The organism is Streptomyces sp. NBC_00457 (genome assembly GCF_036014015.1).
Lineage (GTDB): Bacteria > Actinomycetota > Actinomycetes > Streptomycetales > Streptomycetaceae > Streptomyces.
This window is the reverse complement of the sequence record NZ_CP107905.1, coordinates 8,567,236-8,581,572: the sequence shown is the minus strand read 5'-3', so window position 1 is coordinate 8,581,572 and position 14,337 is coordinate 8,567,236. Positions and strand designations below refer to the sequence as shown.

The 14,337-nt window shown below is 68.0% G+C and carries 13 protein-coding genes; 2 read left to right on the top strand and 11 right to left on the bottom strand.

From position 1 onward, the window contains the following. Positions 1-10: 10 nt before the first annotated feature. Complete coding sequence (pafA, locus tag OG828_RS39215; RefSeq protein WP_053192758.1) at positions 11-1,372, bottom strand: Pup--protein ligase; 1,362 nt, start codon at positions 1,370-1,372, stop codon at positions 11-13. A gap of 9 nt (positions 1,373-1,381) precedes the next feature. Next, positions 1,382-2,641, bottom strand: coding sequence for an MFS transporter (locus OG828_RS39210; RefSeq protein ID WP_328367736.1), 1,260 nt, complete (start codon positions 2,639-2,641; stop codon positions 1,382-1,384). Between the two features lie 108 nt (positions 2,642-2,749). Here OG828_RS39210 and OG828_RS39205 point away from each other — a divergent pair, with 108 nt between their 5' ends. Beyond that, positions 2,750-3,769, top strand: coding sequence for a LacI family DNA-binding transcriptional regulator (locus OG828_RS39205; RefSeq protein ID WP_328367733.1), 1,020 nt, complete (start codon positions 2,750-2,752; stop codon positions 3,767-3,769). 81 nt (positions 3,770-3,850) lie between these two features. On the opposite strand, the gene prcA is transcribed toward OG828_RS39205, so the two are convergent. The 6 genes from prcA to arc all read right to left on the bottom strand — a co-directional run bounded on the left by prcA (position 3,851) and on the right by arc (position 9,966). Further along, entirely contained in the window at positions 3,851-4,597 is a 747-nt protein-coding gene (gene prcA, locus OG828_RS39200) for a proteasome subunit alpha (RefSeq protein WP_328367731.1), read from the bottom strand. 59 nt (positions 4,598-4,656) lie between these two features. Continuing rightward, a complete protein-coding gene (gene prcB / locus OG828_RS39195) occupies positions 4,657-5,502 on the bottom strand; it encodes a proteasome subunit beta (RefSeq protein ID WP_328503847.1) in 846 nt (281 codons plus the stop codon). After that, complete coding sequence (locus OG828_RS39190) at positions 5,454-6,047, bottom strand: endonuclease VII domain-containing protein (protein WP_328367726.1); 594 nt, start codon at positions 6,045-6,047, stop codon at positions 5,454-5,456. The genes prcB and OG828_RS39190 overlap by 49 nt, the downstream gene beginning before the upstream one ends. Before the next feature lie 32 nt (positions 6,048-6,079). Beyond that, complete coding sequence (locus OG828_RS39185) at positions 6,080-6,298, bottom strand: ubiquitin-like protein Pup (RefSeq protein ID WP_094055289.1); 219 nt, start codon at positions 6,296-6,298, stop codon at positions 6,080-6,082. Between the two features lie 155 nt (positions 6,299-6,453). Then, on the bottom strand, positions 6,454-7,965 hold the full coding sequence (gene dop / locus OG828_RS39180) for a depupylase/deamidase Dop (protein ID WP_328503846.1): 1,512 nt from the start codon (positions 7,963-7,965) through the stop codon (positions 6,454-6,456). Between the two features lie 234 nt (positions 7,966-8,199). Next, on the bottom strand, positions 8,200-9,966 hold the full coding sequence (arc, locus tag OG828_RS39175) for a proteasome ATPase (RefSeq protein WP_328367714.1): 1,767 nt from the start codon (positions 9,964-9,966) through the stop codon (positions 8,200-8,202). Positions 9,967-10,470: 504 nt separating this feature from the next. On the opposite strand from arc, the gene OG828_RS39170 reads away from it, so the two are divergent. Next, on the top strand, positions 10,471-10,776 hold the full coding sequence (locus OG828_RS39170) for a ferredoxin (protein ID WP_210574857.1): 306 nt from the start codon (positions 10,471-10,473) through the stop codon (positions 10,774-10,776). Positions 10,777-10,829: 53 nt separating this feature from the next. Here the strand turns inward: OG828_RS39170 and OG828_RS39165 are convergent, their stop codons facing one another. From OG828_RS39165 to OG828_RS39155, 3 genes are all read right to left on the bottom strand, one after another. Continuing rightward, entirely contained in the window at positions 10,830-11,408 is a 579-nt protein-coding gene (locus OG828_RS39165; RefSeq protein WP_328503845.1) for a hypothetical protein, read from the bottom strand. A gap of 358 nt (positions 11,409-11,766) precedes the next feature. Next, complete coding sequence (locus OG828_RS39160; protein ID WP_328441465.1) at positions 11,767-12,669, bottom strand: tRNA (adenine-N1)-methyltransferase; 903 nt, start codon at positions 12,667-12,669, stop codon at positions 11,767-11,769. A 38-nt stretch (positions 12,670-12,707) separates the two neighbouring features. Next, a complete protein-coding gene (locus OG828_RS39155) occupies positions 12,708-14,222 on the bottom strand; it encodes a site-2 protease family protein (protein ID WP_328367703.1) in 1,515 nt (504 codons plus the stop codon). Positions 14,223-14,337: the final 115 nt, after the last annotated feature.

The window sequence follows — 14,337 nt, the reverse complement described above, 5'->3', positions numbered from 1 at the left end:
AACGCGATGCTCACATTCCGGCGATGAGCTTCTCGACCCGGTCGTCCACGGAACGGAACGGGTCCTTGCACAACACGGTGCGCTGTGCCTGGTCGTTGAGCTTCAGGTGCACCCAGTCGACCGTGAAGTCACGACGCTGTTCCTGAGCCCTGCGGATGAAGTCACCGCGCAGCCGGGCCCGAGTGGTCTGCGGCGGAACCGACTTGCCCTCGAAGATCTTCAAGTCATTGCAGATCCGGGCGGCTTGACCCTTCTTCTCCAGCAGGTAGTAAAGACCTCGCCTGCGATGGATGTCGTGGTAGGCGAGGTCTATCTGCGCCACGCGCGGATGCGACATGGTCATGTTGTGCTTGGCGCGGTACCGCTCGATGAGCTTGTACTTCATCACCCAGTCGATCTCGGTGCCGATCCGGTCGAGGTCCTCGGCCTCGATCGAGTCCAGGGTGCGGCCCCACAGCTCCAGGACCTGCTCCACGGTGCCGGTACGGATCCCGCGGCGCTCGCAGAAGTCCACTGCCTTCTCGTAGTACTCACGCTGCACTTCCAGCGCCGAGGCCTCGCGCCCGCTGGCCAGACGCACCTTGCGCCGGCCCGTGATGTCATGGCTGACCTCGCGGATCGCCCGGATCGGGTTCTCCAGGGTCAGGTCCCGCATCACCGTGCCCGCCTCGATCATGCGCAGCACCAGGTCGGTCGCGCCGACCTTCAGCAGCATGGTCGTCTCGGACATGTTCGAGTCGCCCACGATGACATGCAGGCGGCGGTAGCGCTCGGCGTCCGCGTGCGGTTCGTCGCGGGTGTTGATGATGGGCCGGGAACGCGTCGTCGCCGAGGACACGCCCTCCCAGATGTGCTCGGCCCGCTGGCTGACGCAGTACACGGCGCCACGCGGGGTCTGCAACACCTTGCCCGCACCGCACAGCAGCTGGCGGGTGACAAGGAACGGAATCAGAATGTCCGCGAGCCGGGAGAACTCCCCGTGCCGCGCCACCAGATAGTTCTCGTGGCAGCCGTAGGAGTTGCCTGCCGAGTCGGTGTTGTTCTTGAAGAGGTAGACGTCGCCCGCGATTCCTTCCTCGTGCAGGCGTCGTTCGGCGTCCACCAGGAGTCCCTCGAGAATGCGCTCGCCGGCCTTGTCGTGGGTGACCAGCTCGGTCACGTTGTCACATTCGGGTGTCGCGTATTCCGGATGTGAGCCCACGTCGAGATAGAGGCGGGCGCCGTTTCGCAGAAAGACATTGCTGCTGCGGCCCCATGACACGACACGGCGGAAGAGGTACCGCGCCACCTCGTCGGGAGACAGGCGTCGCTGTCCCCTGAACGTACACGTGACGCCGTACTCGTTCTCCAGCCCGAAAATGCGGCGGTCCATGAGTGAACATTACGCCCGATCCCCTGAGCTGAAACGGGGTTCGACCGCACGGTTGCGATCATTTTCCGATGCGGCCGCCACCACGGCCCGCCCACCGGGCGCCGCCAGCACCCGCAGGGTGACCAGCACAACCAGCAGCGACACCCCGCCCGCGGCACCCGGCACGGCGAAGCCCCACAGCGCCCCGCCGCCCTCGATGACCGGACCCGTGAGGCCCGTTCCGACCGACGCCCCGACCGTGAACGTCGTCACCAGCCACGAGAACGCCTCCGTGACCGTCCCCCTCGGCGCATGCCGGTCCACGAGCACGAACGCACACGCGATGCACGGCGCGAGGAACACCCCGGACAGCACGCTGAGCAACGTCATGGCGACCGCGCCCGGCATGAGCATCAGTGGCAGATAACACACCGCGAGAAGGGCCACCAGCCCACACAGCCGCCGCGCCGGCTCACCGGTCCACTGCCGCGCCCCGTACACGCTGCCGCCGACCAGCGCACCCAGCCCCAGCCCCGCCATCAGCCAGCCGTACACCGCGTCACCGCCGTTGTCGTCCGCGTACGACACCGCCGCCACCGTGATGGAACCCAGCGCGATACCGACGAACAGAAACGCCCCCAGCAACGCCAGCAGCCCGGGCGAACGCAACGCACCCAGCCAGTGCGCCTCACGCGGCGCCGAACGCCACGCGCGCGAAGGCGGCGAGACGACCACGGACAGCGCGCCGAGGACCCCGATGACGTTCAGCACCAGCAGCGCGGTCTGCGCCGACCACAGCGACACACACACGGTCACCAGCAACGGCCCCACGGTGAACATGACTTCCTGCGCGACCGCGTCCATCGCGTACGCCGTGTGCACCTGGCCCTCCTTACGGAGCACGCTCGGCCACAGCGCCCGCAGACCGCCCTCCAAGGGCGGTGTGAAGAGCCCGGCAGCCGCCACGGCCGCACAGGCGAGCGGCAGCGGGTCGGTGCCCGCGAAGGCGAACACCGCCATCGCCAGCGCCGACAGCACCGCGGCCGGCAGCTGTATACGCGGCTGCCCGTACAGGTCCACCAGCCGCCCCAGCACCGGCTGCCCCACGGCGTTCGCGACCCCGTACACGGCCGCCAGCGCCCCCGCGAGGCTGTACGTGCCGCCCTCCGCCCGCACGAACAGCACGATCGCGATCGCACAGGTCGCGTTCGGCAGCCGGCCCACGAGCGTGCCGACCAGCAGCCGGGTGGCGTGCCTCGCCCTGAGGATCTCCAGGTATCCCACGGCCATGTACCGCCCTTCCGCTCGCCGACCCCATTGAAGTGTTACGTATAACGTCCCCAGTCATACGTACCATGTGCGCTGTCCACCCGTCCAGACGAAAGAGCAGGTCGCACGGTGGCACAAGGCAGCACCCGCCCGACCAGCCGCGACGTCGCCCAGGCGGCCGGGGTCTCCCAGGCCGCCGTCTCCCTCGTCCTCGGCGACAAATGGCGCGGCCGGGTCTCGGAAACCACCGCCGAACGCGTACGACAAGCCGCACGCGACCTCGGCTACCGCCCCAACCTCGCCGCCCGCAACCTCCGCCTCGGCCACACCCGCACCGTCCTGCTCGTGGTCCCCGCACTGACGACCGAGTTCTTCGCCGGCGTCTACACCGGAGCGGCCCGCATCGCCGCCGAACACGGCTTCGGCGTCGTCCTCTACCCCTCCCCCGAAGGCATCGGCCCCGCCCGCGACCCCTTCGCCTCCGCCCAGGCCGCCCTCGACGGCGTCATCGCCTCCTCCATGGCCGCCGACGCCCTCACCGCCATCCGCGGCGACCAACTCCCCCTCGTCATGCTCGACAGCGACCCGAACGGCAGCCTCGGCGCCGCCACCGTCAACCTCGACATCACCGACGGCGTCCGCCAAGTCGCCGAACACCTCCTCGGCCTCGGCCACCGCCACTTCCTCCACCTCGCGGCGGACATCCCCTCCTGGACCTTCGAGGTACGCGAACGAGAACTGGCCGCACGAGTCGGCGAGGTCCCCGGCACATCCGTACGCACGGCCCACGCACCCATCTCCATCGAAGGCGCCCGCATCGCCGCCGAAAAGGCGCTCTCCGCCCCCGGCGCCTCCCGGCCCACCGCACTGGTCTGCGACGACGACAAACTCGCCGCCGGTGCCTACAAGGCCGTACGCCGCCTGGGCCTGCGCATCCCCGACGACATCTCCGTCACCGGCCTCGACGACCTCGCCCTCGCCACCGCCATCGACCCCGAGCTGACGACCGTACGCCTGGACGCCGAGCTGTTCGGCGAACGCGGCATGCAAGCGCTGCTGGCGGTCCTGGACGGCCGTACACCGGACGCGGGCGACATCCCCGTCGAACTCGTCGTACGAGGCTCCACAGCGCCGCCCAGCACCCCCTGACACGCCTGTGCCCCGTCCGCACGACAGCGGCCGGGGCACACAAGGCAAGGCAGGGCGAGCAGCGGGCCTACATCGGCCGACCTACTCCTCGTCCTCGGAGCTCTCGGCCTCCGCCGCGGTCTCCGCACCGTCCGCCTCCAGCAGCCGGCCCAGCTGCGGACCCGTGATCCGCCTGAACTTCCGCGCCTGCGGACGCGTACGGTCCAGCACCGCGACCTCCAGCCGCTCCGCCGGAATCTCCCGCTGCGTACCGTTGGTATCCCGGGACAACGCCTGCACGGCCAGCTTCAGCGCCTCCGCCAGAGACATACCGTCCTGGTGACGCTGATCGAGATAACTACTGATCTGCTCCGCATTGCCACCGACCGCGACCGAACCATGCTCATCGACGATCGAACCGTCATGCGGCAACCGGTAAATCTGATCGCCCTCCGGCGTCTCCCCCACCTCGGCGACGACCAGCTCCACCTCGTACGGCTTCTCGGCCGCACTCGAGAAGATCGTGCCCAGCGTCTGGGCGTACACATTGGCCAGACCACGAGCGGTCACGTCATCACGGTCATAGGTGTAACCACGCAGGTCGGCGTACCGCACGCCACCGATCCTGAGGTTCTCGTACTCGTTGTACTTACCGGCCGCCGCAAAACCGATCCGGTCATAGATCTCGCTGAACTTGTGCAGCGCGCGGGACGGATTCTCCCCGATGAACACGATGCCATCGGCATACTGCAACACGACCAGGCTGCGGCCACGCGCGATGCCCTTCCGGGCGAACTCCGCACGGTCGGTCATCGCCTGCTGAGGTGAGACATAGAACGGCGTCGACACCGGCTACCCATCCCTTTCTGTCGAAGTCACTGGATCACCTTGCAACAAGAGCCCGCCGCCTACAGCAGCGCGGCCCGCGGGCCGTCCGGCTGCTCCAGACGCCGCTCCAGAATCGAGCGGGCGATCTCGGAGGACTCCTCCTCCGTCAGCCGACGGAAACCGTCCTCGGTGATCACAGTGACGATCGGGTAGATCCGGCGCGCTACATCCGGACCACCGGTCGCCGAGTCGTCGTCTGCCGCGTCGTACAGGGCCTGCACCACAAGAGTCGTGGCCTCGTCCTCGGCCAGATCGCTCCGGAAGAGCTTCTTCATGGCACCGCGCGCAAAGATCGAACCCGAACCGGTGGCAGCGAAGCCGTGCTCCTCGGAACGGCCGCCGGTGACGTCGTACGAGAAGATCCGCCCCTTGCCGCGATCCACGTCGTAACCAGCGAAGAGCGGCACCACAGCCAGCCCCTGCATGGCCATACCGAGGTTCGACCGGATCATGGTCGACAGACGGTTCGCCTTGCCCTCCAGCGAGAGCTGCGCGCCCTCGACCTTCTCGAAGTGCTCCAGCTCCAGCTGGAACAGCTTCACCATCTCCACGGCGAGACCCGCCGTGCCGGCAATACCCACGGCCGAGTACTCATCCGCCGGGAACACCTTCTCGATGTCCCGCTGCGCGATGACGTTACCCATCGTGGCCCGACGGTCACCGGCCAGCACGACGCCCCCGGGGAACGTGGCCGCCACGATCGTCGTGCCGTGCGGCGCCTCGATCACGCCCTTCGTGGGAGGCAGTTGCCGGTTACCGGGCAGGATGTCCGGCTGATGCTCGGACAAGAAGTCCATAAAGGACGACGACCCAGGCGTCAGGAAGGCAGCCGGTAGACGCCCGGTGCTACGAGTGTTGGCTTCCACGAGGATCCTTCCAAGTAGGCGGCAACCCGACGGGCAGCGTCGGGATCGTCTCCCAATTTGCCGATGGCTGAATTGCAGTTGAAGCACAGTACGCCACGGACCCTACCCGTCGAATGGCAGTGATCCACATGCACAGCCGGAGCGTTCAGGCAGATCACGCAGAGCCCCATCTGGGAGGCGATCATCTCGTCCCGCTCGGCTTCGGTCATGCCGTACTGACGCTTCAGATGTCCCGCACGACCCTTGGCCGCTCGGCATGCCTTGCAACTCGTTGAGAGGCCGTCGGAGGCTGTCGCATTGCGATGCCACTCACTGTGTGGCTTGATCTCGCCACAGCTCCGGCAGAACTTGTGGCCCTCGGGTGTTTCCACTCGTGGCCGGACATTTCTTCCCTTCGCCAGTTGCCGCTCCTGGTGGTAGGCCGCCCAGCACGCCCGACAATAGGCCTGCAACCCATCGCGGGCTGACCTGTTACCAGCGAAGGCTGCCCGCGGCTTGGATACCTTGCACCGCGAGCAGCGCTTCTCTCGTTCTTCGCTTGCCAACTCCAGCTCCCCCGCCACCTTCGATTCGAAGGCTACTGGCCACCCTTCTGAACGAAACTTCGAACGAAGTCCTCCGCATTCTCCTCGAGGACATCATCAATCTCGTCCAGCACGGAGTCCACGTCATCGCTCAGCTTCTCTTGACGCTCCTTGAGGTCCTCCGAAGCCTGCGACTCTGCCGCCTGCTCCTCGACCTCCTCGGTGGAGCGCGTTGCCTTCTGCTGGCCGCCGCCGGTGTCCTTGGTCGCCATAACCCTCACCCCGCTCGGTTCGACGTTCTTGATCAGACCCTACAAGCAGGGTCCGACATCGGCCCCGCAGTTTCCTCAACGTCCGGGGACCACCTCGATGATTCCCGGACGCCGGGGTTTCCACCCTGCCGGGCCGTTTCTGCCCGGGTGTTCGTTCAGCCGCCGGAGAGGACCCTGACCAGGTCTTCTGCCGTGCGGCAACGGTCCAGGAGTTCCTTGACGTGATTACGCGTTCCGCGAAGTGGTTCCAGGGTTGGGACGCGTTGCAACGAGTCCCGCCCGGGAAGATCGAAGATCACGGAGTCCCAGGAGGCCGCGGCGACGTCGTCCGCGTACTGCTCCAGGCACCGGCCACGGAAGTACGCCCGCGTGTCCTCCGGCGGCTTGGTACGGGCCCGCTCGATGCCCGGCTCGTCCAGGAGGCGCTTCATGCGCCCACGGGCGACGAGACGGTTGTAGAGGCCCTTCTCCTCGCGTACATCGGCGTACTGGAGGTCGACCAAATGCAGCCTCGCGGCGTCCCAGTCCAGGTCGTCCCGGCGTCGGTAGCCCTCCATCAGCTCCCTCTTGGCAACCCAGTCGAGTTCGCCGGCGAGGCTCATGGGGTCGTTCTCGAGCCGGTTGAGGGTGTCTTCCCAGCGGGCGAGGACGTCCTTGGTCTGGTCGTCGGCGTCGGCGCCGTAGCGCTCCTCCACGTATTTGCGGGAGAGCTCGTAGTACTCCATTTGCAGCTGGACCGCGGTGAGTGTGCGGCCGCTGCGGAGGGTGACCAGGCGCTTGAGGGTGGGGTCGTGGGAGACCTGGTGGAGGGTGCGGACGGGCTGGTCGACGGCGAGGTCGACCGCGATGAACCCGTCCTCGATCATCGACAGCACCAGGGATGTCGTGCCGAGTTTCAGGTAGGTGGAGATCTCGGCGAGGTTCGCGTCGCCGATGATCACGTGGAGTCGGCGGTATTTCTCCGCGTCCGCGTGGGGCTCGTCGCGGGTGTTGATGATGGGGCGCTTGAGCGTGGTCTCGAGGCCCACCTCGACTTCGAAGTAGTCCGCGCGCTGGCTGAGCTGGAAGCCGTGTTCGTGTCCGTCCTGGCCGATGCCGACGCGGCCCGCTCCGGCGAAGACCTGTCGGGAGACGAAGAAGGGCGTGAGGTGGCGCACGATGTCCGAGAAGGGGGTTTCCCGCTTCATCAGGTAGTTCTCGTGGGTGCCGTAGGACGCGCCTTTGTTGTCGGTGTTGTTCTTGTACAGGTGGATGGGCTGGGCGCCGGGGAGCTGGGCGGCTCGTTCGGCGGCTTCGGCCATGATGTGTTCGCCGGCCTTGTCCCAGAGCACGGCGTCCCAGGGGTTGGTGACCTCGGGTGAGCTGTATTCGGGGTGTGCGTGGTCGACGTAGAGGCGTGCGCCGTTGGTGAGGATGACGTTGGCCAGGCCGATGTCCTCGTCGGTGAGCTGGCTGGCGTCGGCGGCCTCGCGGGCGAGGTCGAAGCCTCGCGCGTCCCGCAGCGGGTTCTCCTCCTCGAAGTCCCATCGGGCCCGCCGGGCCCGGTGCATCGCCGCCGCGTAGGCGTTGACGATCTGGGACGAGGTGAGCATGGCATTGGCGTTGGGGTGGCCGGGGACGGAGATCCCGTACTCCGTCTCGATGCCCATTACTCGCCGTACGGTCATGCGGCCCTCCTTGCCCGGCGGCGTCCTCGGTCGGGGACGCTGCTCAAGTACCGCTGGCGCTCCGGTGCGTGTGCGGTGCCCGTCCCCGCACTGCGCGACTCGGCGGTACCGAAGAGCCTAGAACGCCTTTGCGCTGGTGGGGAGATCATTTGCGTCATTGCCTTGCTCCAGCCGTGGCCTGAAAAGCAGTCGGCTGCGGGTACCCGGTGAGGGCACCCGCAGCCGCCCTGTCTTTTACAGGTACTGACCGGTGTTCGCCACCGTGTCGATGGAGCGTCCGGTGTCGGCGCCCTGCTTTCCGGTGATGAGGGTACGGATGTAGACGATCCGTTCGCCCTTCTTTCCGGAGATTCGGGCCCAGTCGTCCGGGTTGGTGGTGTTGGGCAGGTCTTCGTTCTCCTTGAACTCGTCCACGCAGGCCTGGAGGAGGTGGGCTACGCGGAGGCCCTTCTGCTTGTGCTCGAGGAAGTCCTTGATCGCCATCTTCTTGGCGCGTCCGACGATGTTCTCGATCATGGCGCCGGAGTTGAAGTCCTTGAAGTAGAGGACTTCCTTGTCTCCGTTGGCGTAGGTGACCTCGAGGAAGCGGTTTTCCTCGGTTTCGGCGTACATCTGCTCGACCGCGGTCTGGATCATGCCCTGGACCGTCGAGGACTTGTCGCCGCCGTGCTCGCCGACGTCCTCGGGGTGCAGCGGGAGGCGTTCGGTGAGGTACTTGGCGAAGATGTCCTTGGCGGCTTCGGCGTCCGGGCGCTCGATCTTGATCTTCACATCGAGGCGGCCGGGGCGCAGGATCGCGGGGTCGATCATGTCCTCGCGGTTGGAGGCGCCGATGACCACGACGTTCTGCAGGCCTTCCACGCCGTCGATCTCGGCGAGCAGCTGGGGGACGATGGTGTTCTCCACGTCCGAGCTGACACCGGAGCCGCGGGTGCGGAAGAGGGATTCCATCTCGTCGAAGAAGACGATGACGGGTGTGCCCTCGCTGGCCTTTTCACGGGCACGCTGGAAGACCAGGCGGATCTGCCGTTCGGTCTCGCCGACGTACTTGTTGAGGAGCTCAGGGCCCTTGATGTTGAGGAAGAAGCTCTTGCCGGTGGCCTGGCCGGTGACTTCGGCGACCTTTTTGGCCAGCGAGTTGGCGACGGCCTTGGCGATGAGTGTCTTGCCGCATCCGGGGGGCCCGTACAGCAGGACGCCCTTGGGCGGCCGCAGTTCGTGCTCCTTGAAGAGGTCGGGGTGGAGGTACGGGAGCTCGACGGCGTCGCGGATCATCTCGATCTGGCCGCCCAGACCGCCGATCTGCTCATAGCCGATGTCGGGAACCTCTTCGAGGACGAGTTCCTCGACCTCGCTCTTCGGAACGATTTCGTAGACATAGCCGGAACGGGGTTCGAGGAGCAGGGCGTCGCCGGGCCGGATGTTGACGTCCAGCAGTGGCTCGGCGAGCCGTACCACCCGTTCCTCGTCGGTGTGCCCGAGTACCAGGGCGCGTTCGCCGTCCTCGAGGATTTCCTTGAGGGTGACGATGTCCCCGACGCGCTCGTACTCCATGGCTTCGACCACGTTGAGCGCTTCGTTGAGCATTACTTCCTGGCCGCGCCGGAGCTCTTCGAGTTCGACGCTCGGGCTGACGTTCACGCGGAGTTTGCGGCCGCCGGTGAAGATGTCGGCGGTGCCGTCCTCGTTCGCCACGAGGAAGACTCCGAAGCCGGCCGGCGGCTGTGCGAGCCGGTCGACTTCTTCCTTGAGGGCCACGATCTGGTCGCGGGCCTCACGGAGCGTGTTGGCGAGTCGCTCGTTCTGGGCGGACACGCCGGCCAGGTTGGTCTGCAGCTCGACGATCCGCTCTTCGAGAATCCTCGTGTGCCGCGGAGAGTCGGCGAGCTTGCGTCGCAGGACGGCGATCTCCTGCTCAAGGTAGGCAATCTGCCCGGCCGGGTCGTCGGACCCTCGTCCCGGGCGGATGCCGCGGTTCATGTCGTCGTCGTGGGCTGCCACGGTCCTCACCTCCTCCAAGGGGAGCTGGACGCTTCCAGACCCTACCTGGGTGGGTGTCGATTGAAACCCCTAGATCACAAAGACTGTCAAGGTGTGTCGTCGGTCACCCAGCGCTCTCCCTCACGCCGTGTGGATACCCAATCAACGGGATTCAGAAGCGGCCTGTTCCAAGTGTGGAGTGGTCAAAATCCTTCGCGCCGGGCGTGAGTTGCCGGTGTCGTCGGTCGTCGGAGGGCTTGCGGCGCTTGGGCGGTGGGGCGCTGCGGTGGTCGCGGAGGGCCTGGATGGACGTTGGGGGCGGCGTCGCGGGCGTTGACTCAGCGTGGCGGTGAGGGGTGGCTGGAGTCACATGTAAGGCGGCTCGGGAAGATCGTGTTCGCCCTGAGAGATCGGGGTCTGGGGCGGCTGTCGAGCGGTGCTGGACTTCGTCTCGACCATGGTCGCTCTTCGGTCGGAGGTAGGGTCGGGAGGGTCCAACACCGGGCGCAGGAGACGGCGGGAGCGATGAGCGTGCAGCAGGAGGCCGGGGTCGACGGTGAGGCTCTGGAGGTCTGGATCGATCAGGATCTCTGTACCGGCGACGGCATCTGCGTCCAGTATGCGCCTGAGGTGTTCGAGCTGGACATCGACGGTCTGGCCTATGTGAAGGGCTCGGGCGACGAGCTGCTGCAGGCCAAGGGCGCCACAACACCCGTACCGCTGCCGCTTCTCACGGATGTGGTCGACTCGGCGCGGGAGTGCCCGGGTGAGTGCATCCATGTGCGTCGGGTGACGGACCGGGTGGAGGTCTTCGGTCCTGACGTGGAGTGACGATGCTGGTGCGTTGCGTCACCGGCGTCTGATGTTCCGGGGTCTTGCGAGTTTCAGACGCTGCGGGCTTCGGAGGGCTTGGAGCGCTCGAACGTCCCGTTCTTCCACTGCCATTTCGCGCTGTCCTTGACGTCGGGGCAGCAACGGGGCACGTCGGACGACGAGTAGCCGAGCAGGGTGCCGAGGACGGTGCCGTCCTGTACGGCGATGCCGCTGACGATGGTGCGGTCCTTGGGGTCGACGAGCGTGGCCACGACGCGCGGCTTGCCGGTGTCGGCGTCGGTGGTGAGGACGTACAGACCGTCGGGCGGGGTGCCCATGGGGGCGTCGCAGTGCACGACGGCGACGGTTTCGGGGTTGCCGTCGCCGTCGAGGTCTCCGGAGGCCTTCTTCACCACGACGGCTTTCACGGGGCCGCATTCGATCGGGAAGTCGGCGTGAGCGGGGTCGGGCGCGGGGGCGGTCGCCTGGCCGGTCTTGGAGTCCGGGCCGGCGGCCTGGGCGGCGGTGGCCGCGTCGGGCTGGAGGATCGAGGAGAGGGCGACGACGCCGGCGAGGGCGGTCGCGGTGGCGAGCCAGTGGATCGGGCGGGTGTGCGTGTGCGCGAGTTCCGGAACGGCGGATTGCTGCACTAGGAGCGTCTCCTGTGAGGGCTGTGCCGGTGGGGGTGGCCAGCATGGTGCCACACGTCACAGTGCGGGGGAACGGCGGGGGTGGGCAGATGTTGTGCCGTTCGCCGCCTGTTGTGTTTTTGGCCGTCGCGTCCTGTCCCGGCGTCAACGCAAAGGCATCGTGGCCGAGTTCCGGGGTGTTCCCGGGAACTCGGCCACGTGGTTCGTCCGTTGATTGCGGCACAGGGCCGCCCTGAGCAGGTCGGGCAAAGTCCACTGCGGTTCGCAGCGCCCCCGCAGGGGCGCGGGGAACTGCGCGACCAGCCACAACGGCGCCGCAGACAACCGACGACACATCGCGGCACTTCCAGCGGAGCGCTTAGCGTGCGGTGCCTCCGTCGGCGTTGGGGCCGGTGTAGTCCTCGCCGTAGGCGCCCTTGGCGGGGCGGCGGCGGCGCATGGGGGGTTCGACGCCGTCGGCGAGGCGGCGGGCGGTGAGCAGGAAGCCGGTGTGGCCGATCATGCGGTGGTCGGGGCGGACGGCGAGGCCCTCGACGTGCCAGTTGCGGATCATCGACTCCCAGGCAGTCGGCTCGTTGAAGCAGCCGATCTCGCGGATGGACTCGACGGTCCGGGCGAGCTGGGTGGTGGTGGCGACGTAGCAGCAGAGGATGCCGCCGGGGACGAGGGCCTTGGAGACGGCTTCCAGGCATTCCCAAGGGGCGAGCATGTCGAGGATGACGCGGTCGACATCGGCGTCGCTGAGGTTGTCCTGGAGGTCGCCGACGGTGAGCTGCCAGGCGGGGTGGGGGCCGCCGAAGTAGCGCTCCACGTTCTGCCGGGCGATGTCGGCGAAGTCCTCGCGGCGTTCGTAGCTGTGCAGCATGCCCTGGTCGCCGATGGCGCGCAGCAGGAAGCTGCTGAGGGAGCCGGAGCCCACGCCCGCTTCCACGACGCGTGCGCCGGGGAAGATGTCGGCGAAGGACAGGATCTGCCCCGCGTCCTTGGGGTAGACCACGGCGGCGCCGCGGGGCATGGACAGGACGTAGTCGGGGAGCAGGGGGCGCAGCGCGAGGTAGGCGACGTTCCCGGTGGTGCGGACGACGCTGCCTTCGGGTGCACCGATCAGTTCGTCGTGCGGGAAGGAACCCTTGTGGGTGTGGAAGTTCTTCCCGGCTTCGAGCGTGAACGTGTAGTGACGGCCCTTGGGATCGGTCAGCTGTACCTGGTCCCCGACCTTGAAGGGCCCGCGTCGGCGGGCGGCACCGGTCGGTTCGGACATGTGACCAGCCTACCGGCGTTTATCTGCGGCGCCGACCACTAGGAGGGCCGGGCCATCGCCTTCACGAACGCGCGTTCCACGTCGGCGGCGGACAGAACGCCGTAGATTTCGCCGGTGTCCTCGACGACGAGGTATTCGGTGGCGGGGGTGGCGCGCAGGGCGTCCAGGAGGTCTTCGCCGGACAGTTCGGCGGAGACGCGCATGCCGTCGGTGAGGTCCTGGGCGAGGCCGCTGACGGCGACCCAGGGGCGGCGGTGTTCGGGGACGCCGACGATGGCGGCCTCGCGGACGAGGGAGAGGGGCTGGCCGTCGGCGTCGACGACGACGAGGGCGCGGGCTCCGGCCTCGTTGGCGCGGCGCAGGGCCTCGGAGAGGGGGGTGTCCGTCTCGACGGGGACGGCGCGGCGGGTGAGGTTGCGGGCGCGCAGCTCGGGGAGGTGTTCGCGCAGGCGGGCCATGCGGAGGCTGTTGCCGGCGCCGGTCCAGATGATCGCGGCGAGGATCGCGGCGAGCAGGGCGTCCATGACGGTGTCCATGCCGACGTTGTCCACGGCGTCGCGGCCGAGTGCGCCTGACTGGGTGAGCAGGGGCAGGCCGATCAGGACGGAGACGGCGAGGGCGCGGCCGACCCAGGCGGCGGCGATGGTGCCGCTCATGGGTTTGCCGGTGATCTTCCAGATGACGGCGCGGAGCATGCGGCCGCCGTCGAGGGGCAGGCCGGGGAGCAGGTTGAAGGCGGCGACGATGAGGTTGGAGATCATCAGGCCGGCCAGCAGGACGCCGGGGACGGTGCCGGGCTCGACGGGTTGCAGGGCCAGGTAGAAGAGGCCCGCGAGGACGAGGGAGAGCAGCGGGCCGACGAAGGCGAGGACGAATTCGCGGCCGGGGGTCTCGGCTTCCTTCTCGATCTCGGAGACGCCGCCGAAGAACTGGAGCTGGATGCGGCGGACCGGGAGCTTGAAGCGGAGGGCGGCGACGGTGTGGGCGAGTTCGTGGACGAGGACGGAGGCGTAGAAGGCGACGGCGAAGAAGAGGGAGACGAGGTAGCGGGCGGCGCCGAGTTCGGGGAGTACGCGGTCGAGCTGGCCGCCGAACACCCAGGTGATCAGTGCGGCGACGAGGAACCAGCTGGGCGCGACGTAGACGGGGACCCCGAAGGGGCGTCCCATCAGCAGCCCGCCTCTGGGGTCGCGGGGGCGCGGGGGCTGGGGGCCTTTGCCGGCGTCGGTGTGTGCGAGGGGTCGGTCGGCGTGGTCCTGGGCGGTGTGCGAGGGGTGGTGCGCGGGGCTCACGGGCGGGCGCTCGCCGCTGGAGGGCGGGGTTCCGGGTTGCGCGTCGCCGCCGGGAGCCGCATCCGTGGACCGGCTGTCCTGGTCGTCGGTGGCGGCGCTGTCCGGGGGCGTCGTCGGGTCCAAGTGCCGTGCCTCCGTGGCCTGTTCGTCGGCCGGATCGGGGCGTGCGGGGTCCGTGGCCGGGGCCGTGCGACCCCGGTGGCGCTCGGTCGGCTCCTCGTTGCCGGACCGCGGCTGCCCGCTCCCGCCGCTCTCGTCCACGGTGTCCCCTCGTTCGCAGCGTCTCCCGCTCCTGCCGGGCGGAAGGTCTCGGGTCGATGGTATGCGGCCGTCGGGACGCGTTCGCCCCGGCACCCCCTGTGTTTGCACTGCCGTC

Bases quoted from the DNA above. Each gene is read 5' to 3' on its own strand.
- OG828_RS39210 (WP_328367736.1), bottom strand. From the start codon at position 2,641: ATGGCCGTGGGATACCTGGAGATCCTCAGGGCGAGGCACGCCACCCGG.
- pafA (WP_053192758.1), bottom strand. From the start codon at position 1,372: ATGGACCGCCGCATTTTCGGGCTGGAGAACGAGTACGGCGTCACGTGT.
- OG828_RS39160 (WP_328441465.1), bottom strand. From the start codon at position 12,669: ATGTCCGAACCGACCGGTGCCGCCCGCCGACGCGGGCCCTTCAAGGTC.
- OG828_RS39185 (WP_094055289.1), bottom strand. From the start codon at position 6,298: ATGGCGACCAAGGACACCGGCGGCGGCCAGCAGAAGGCAACGCGCTCC.
- dop (WP_328503846.1), bottom strand. From the start codon at position 7,965: ATGACCGTACGGCGAGTAATGGGCATCGAGACGGAGTACGGGATCTCC.
- OG828_RS39170 (WP_210574857.1), top strand. From the start codon at position 10,471: ATGAGCGTGCAGCAGGAGGCCGGGGTCGACGGTGAGGCTCTGGAGGTC.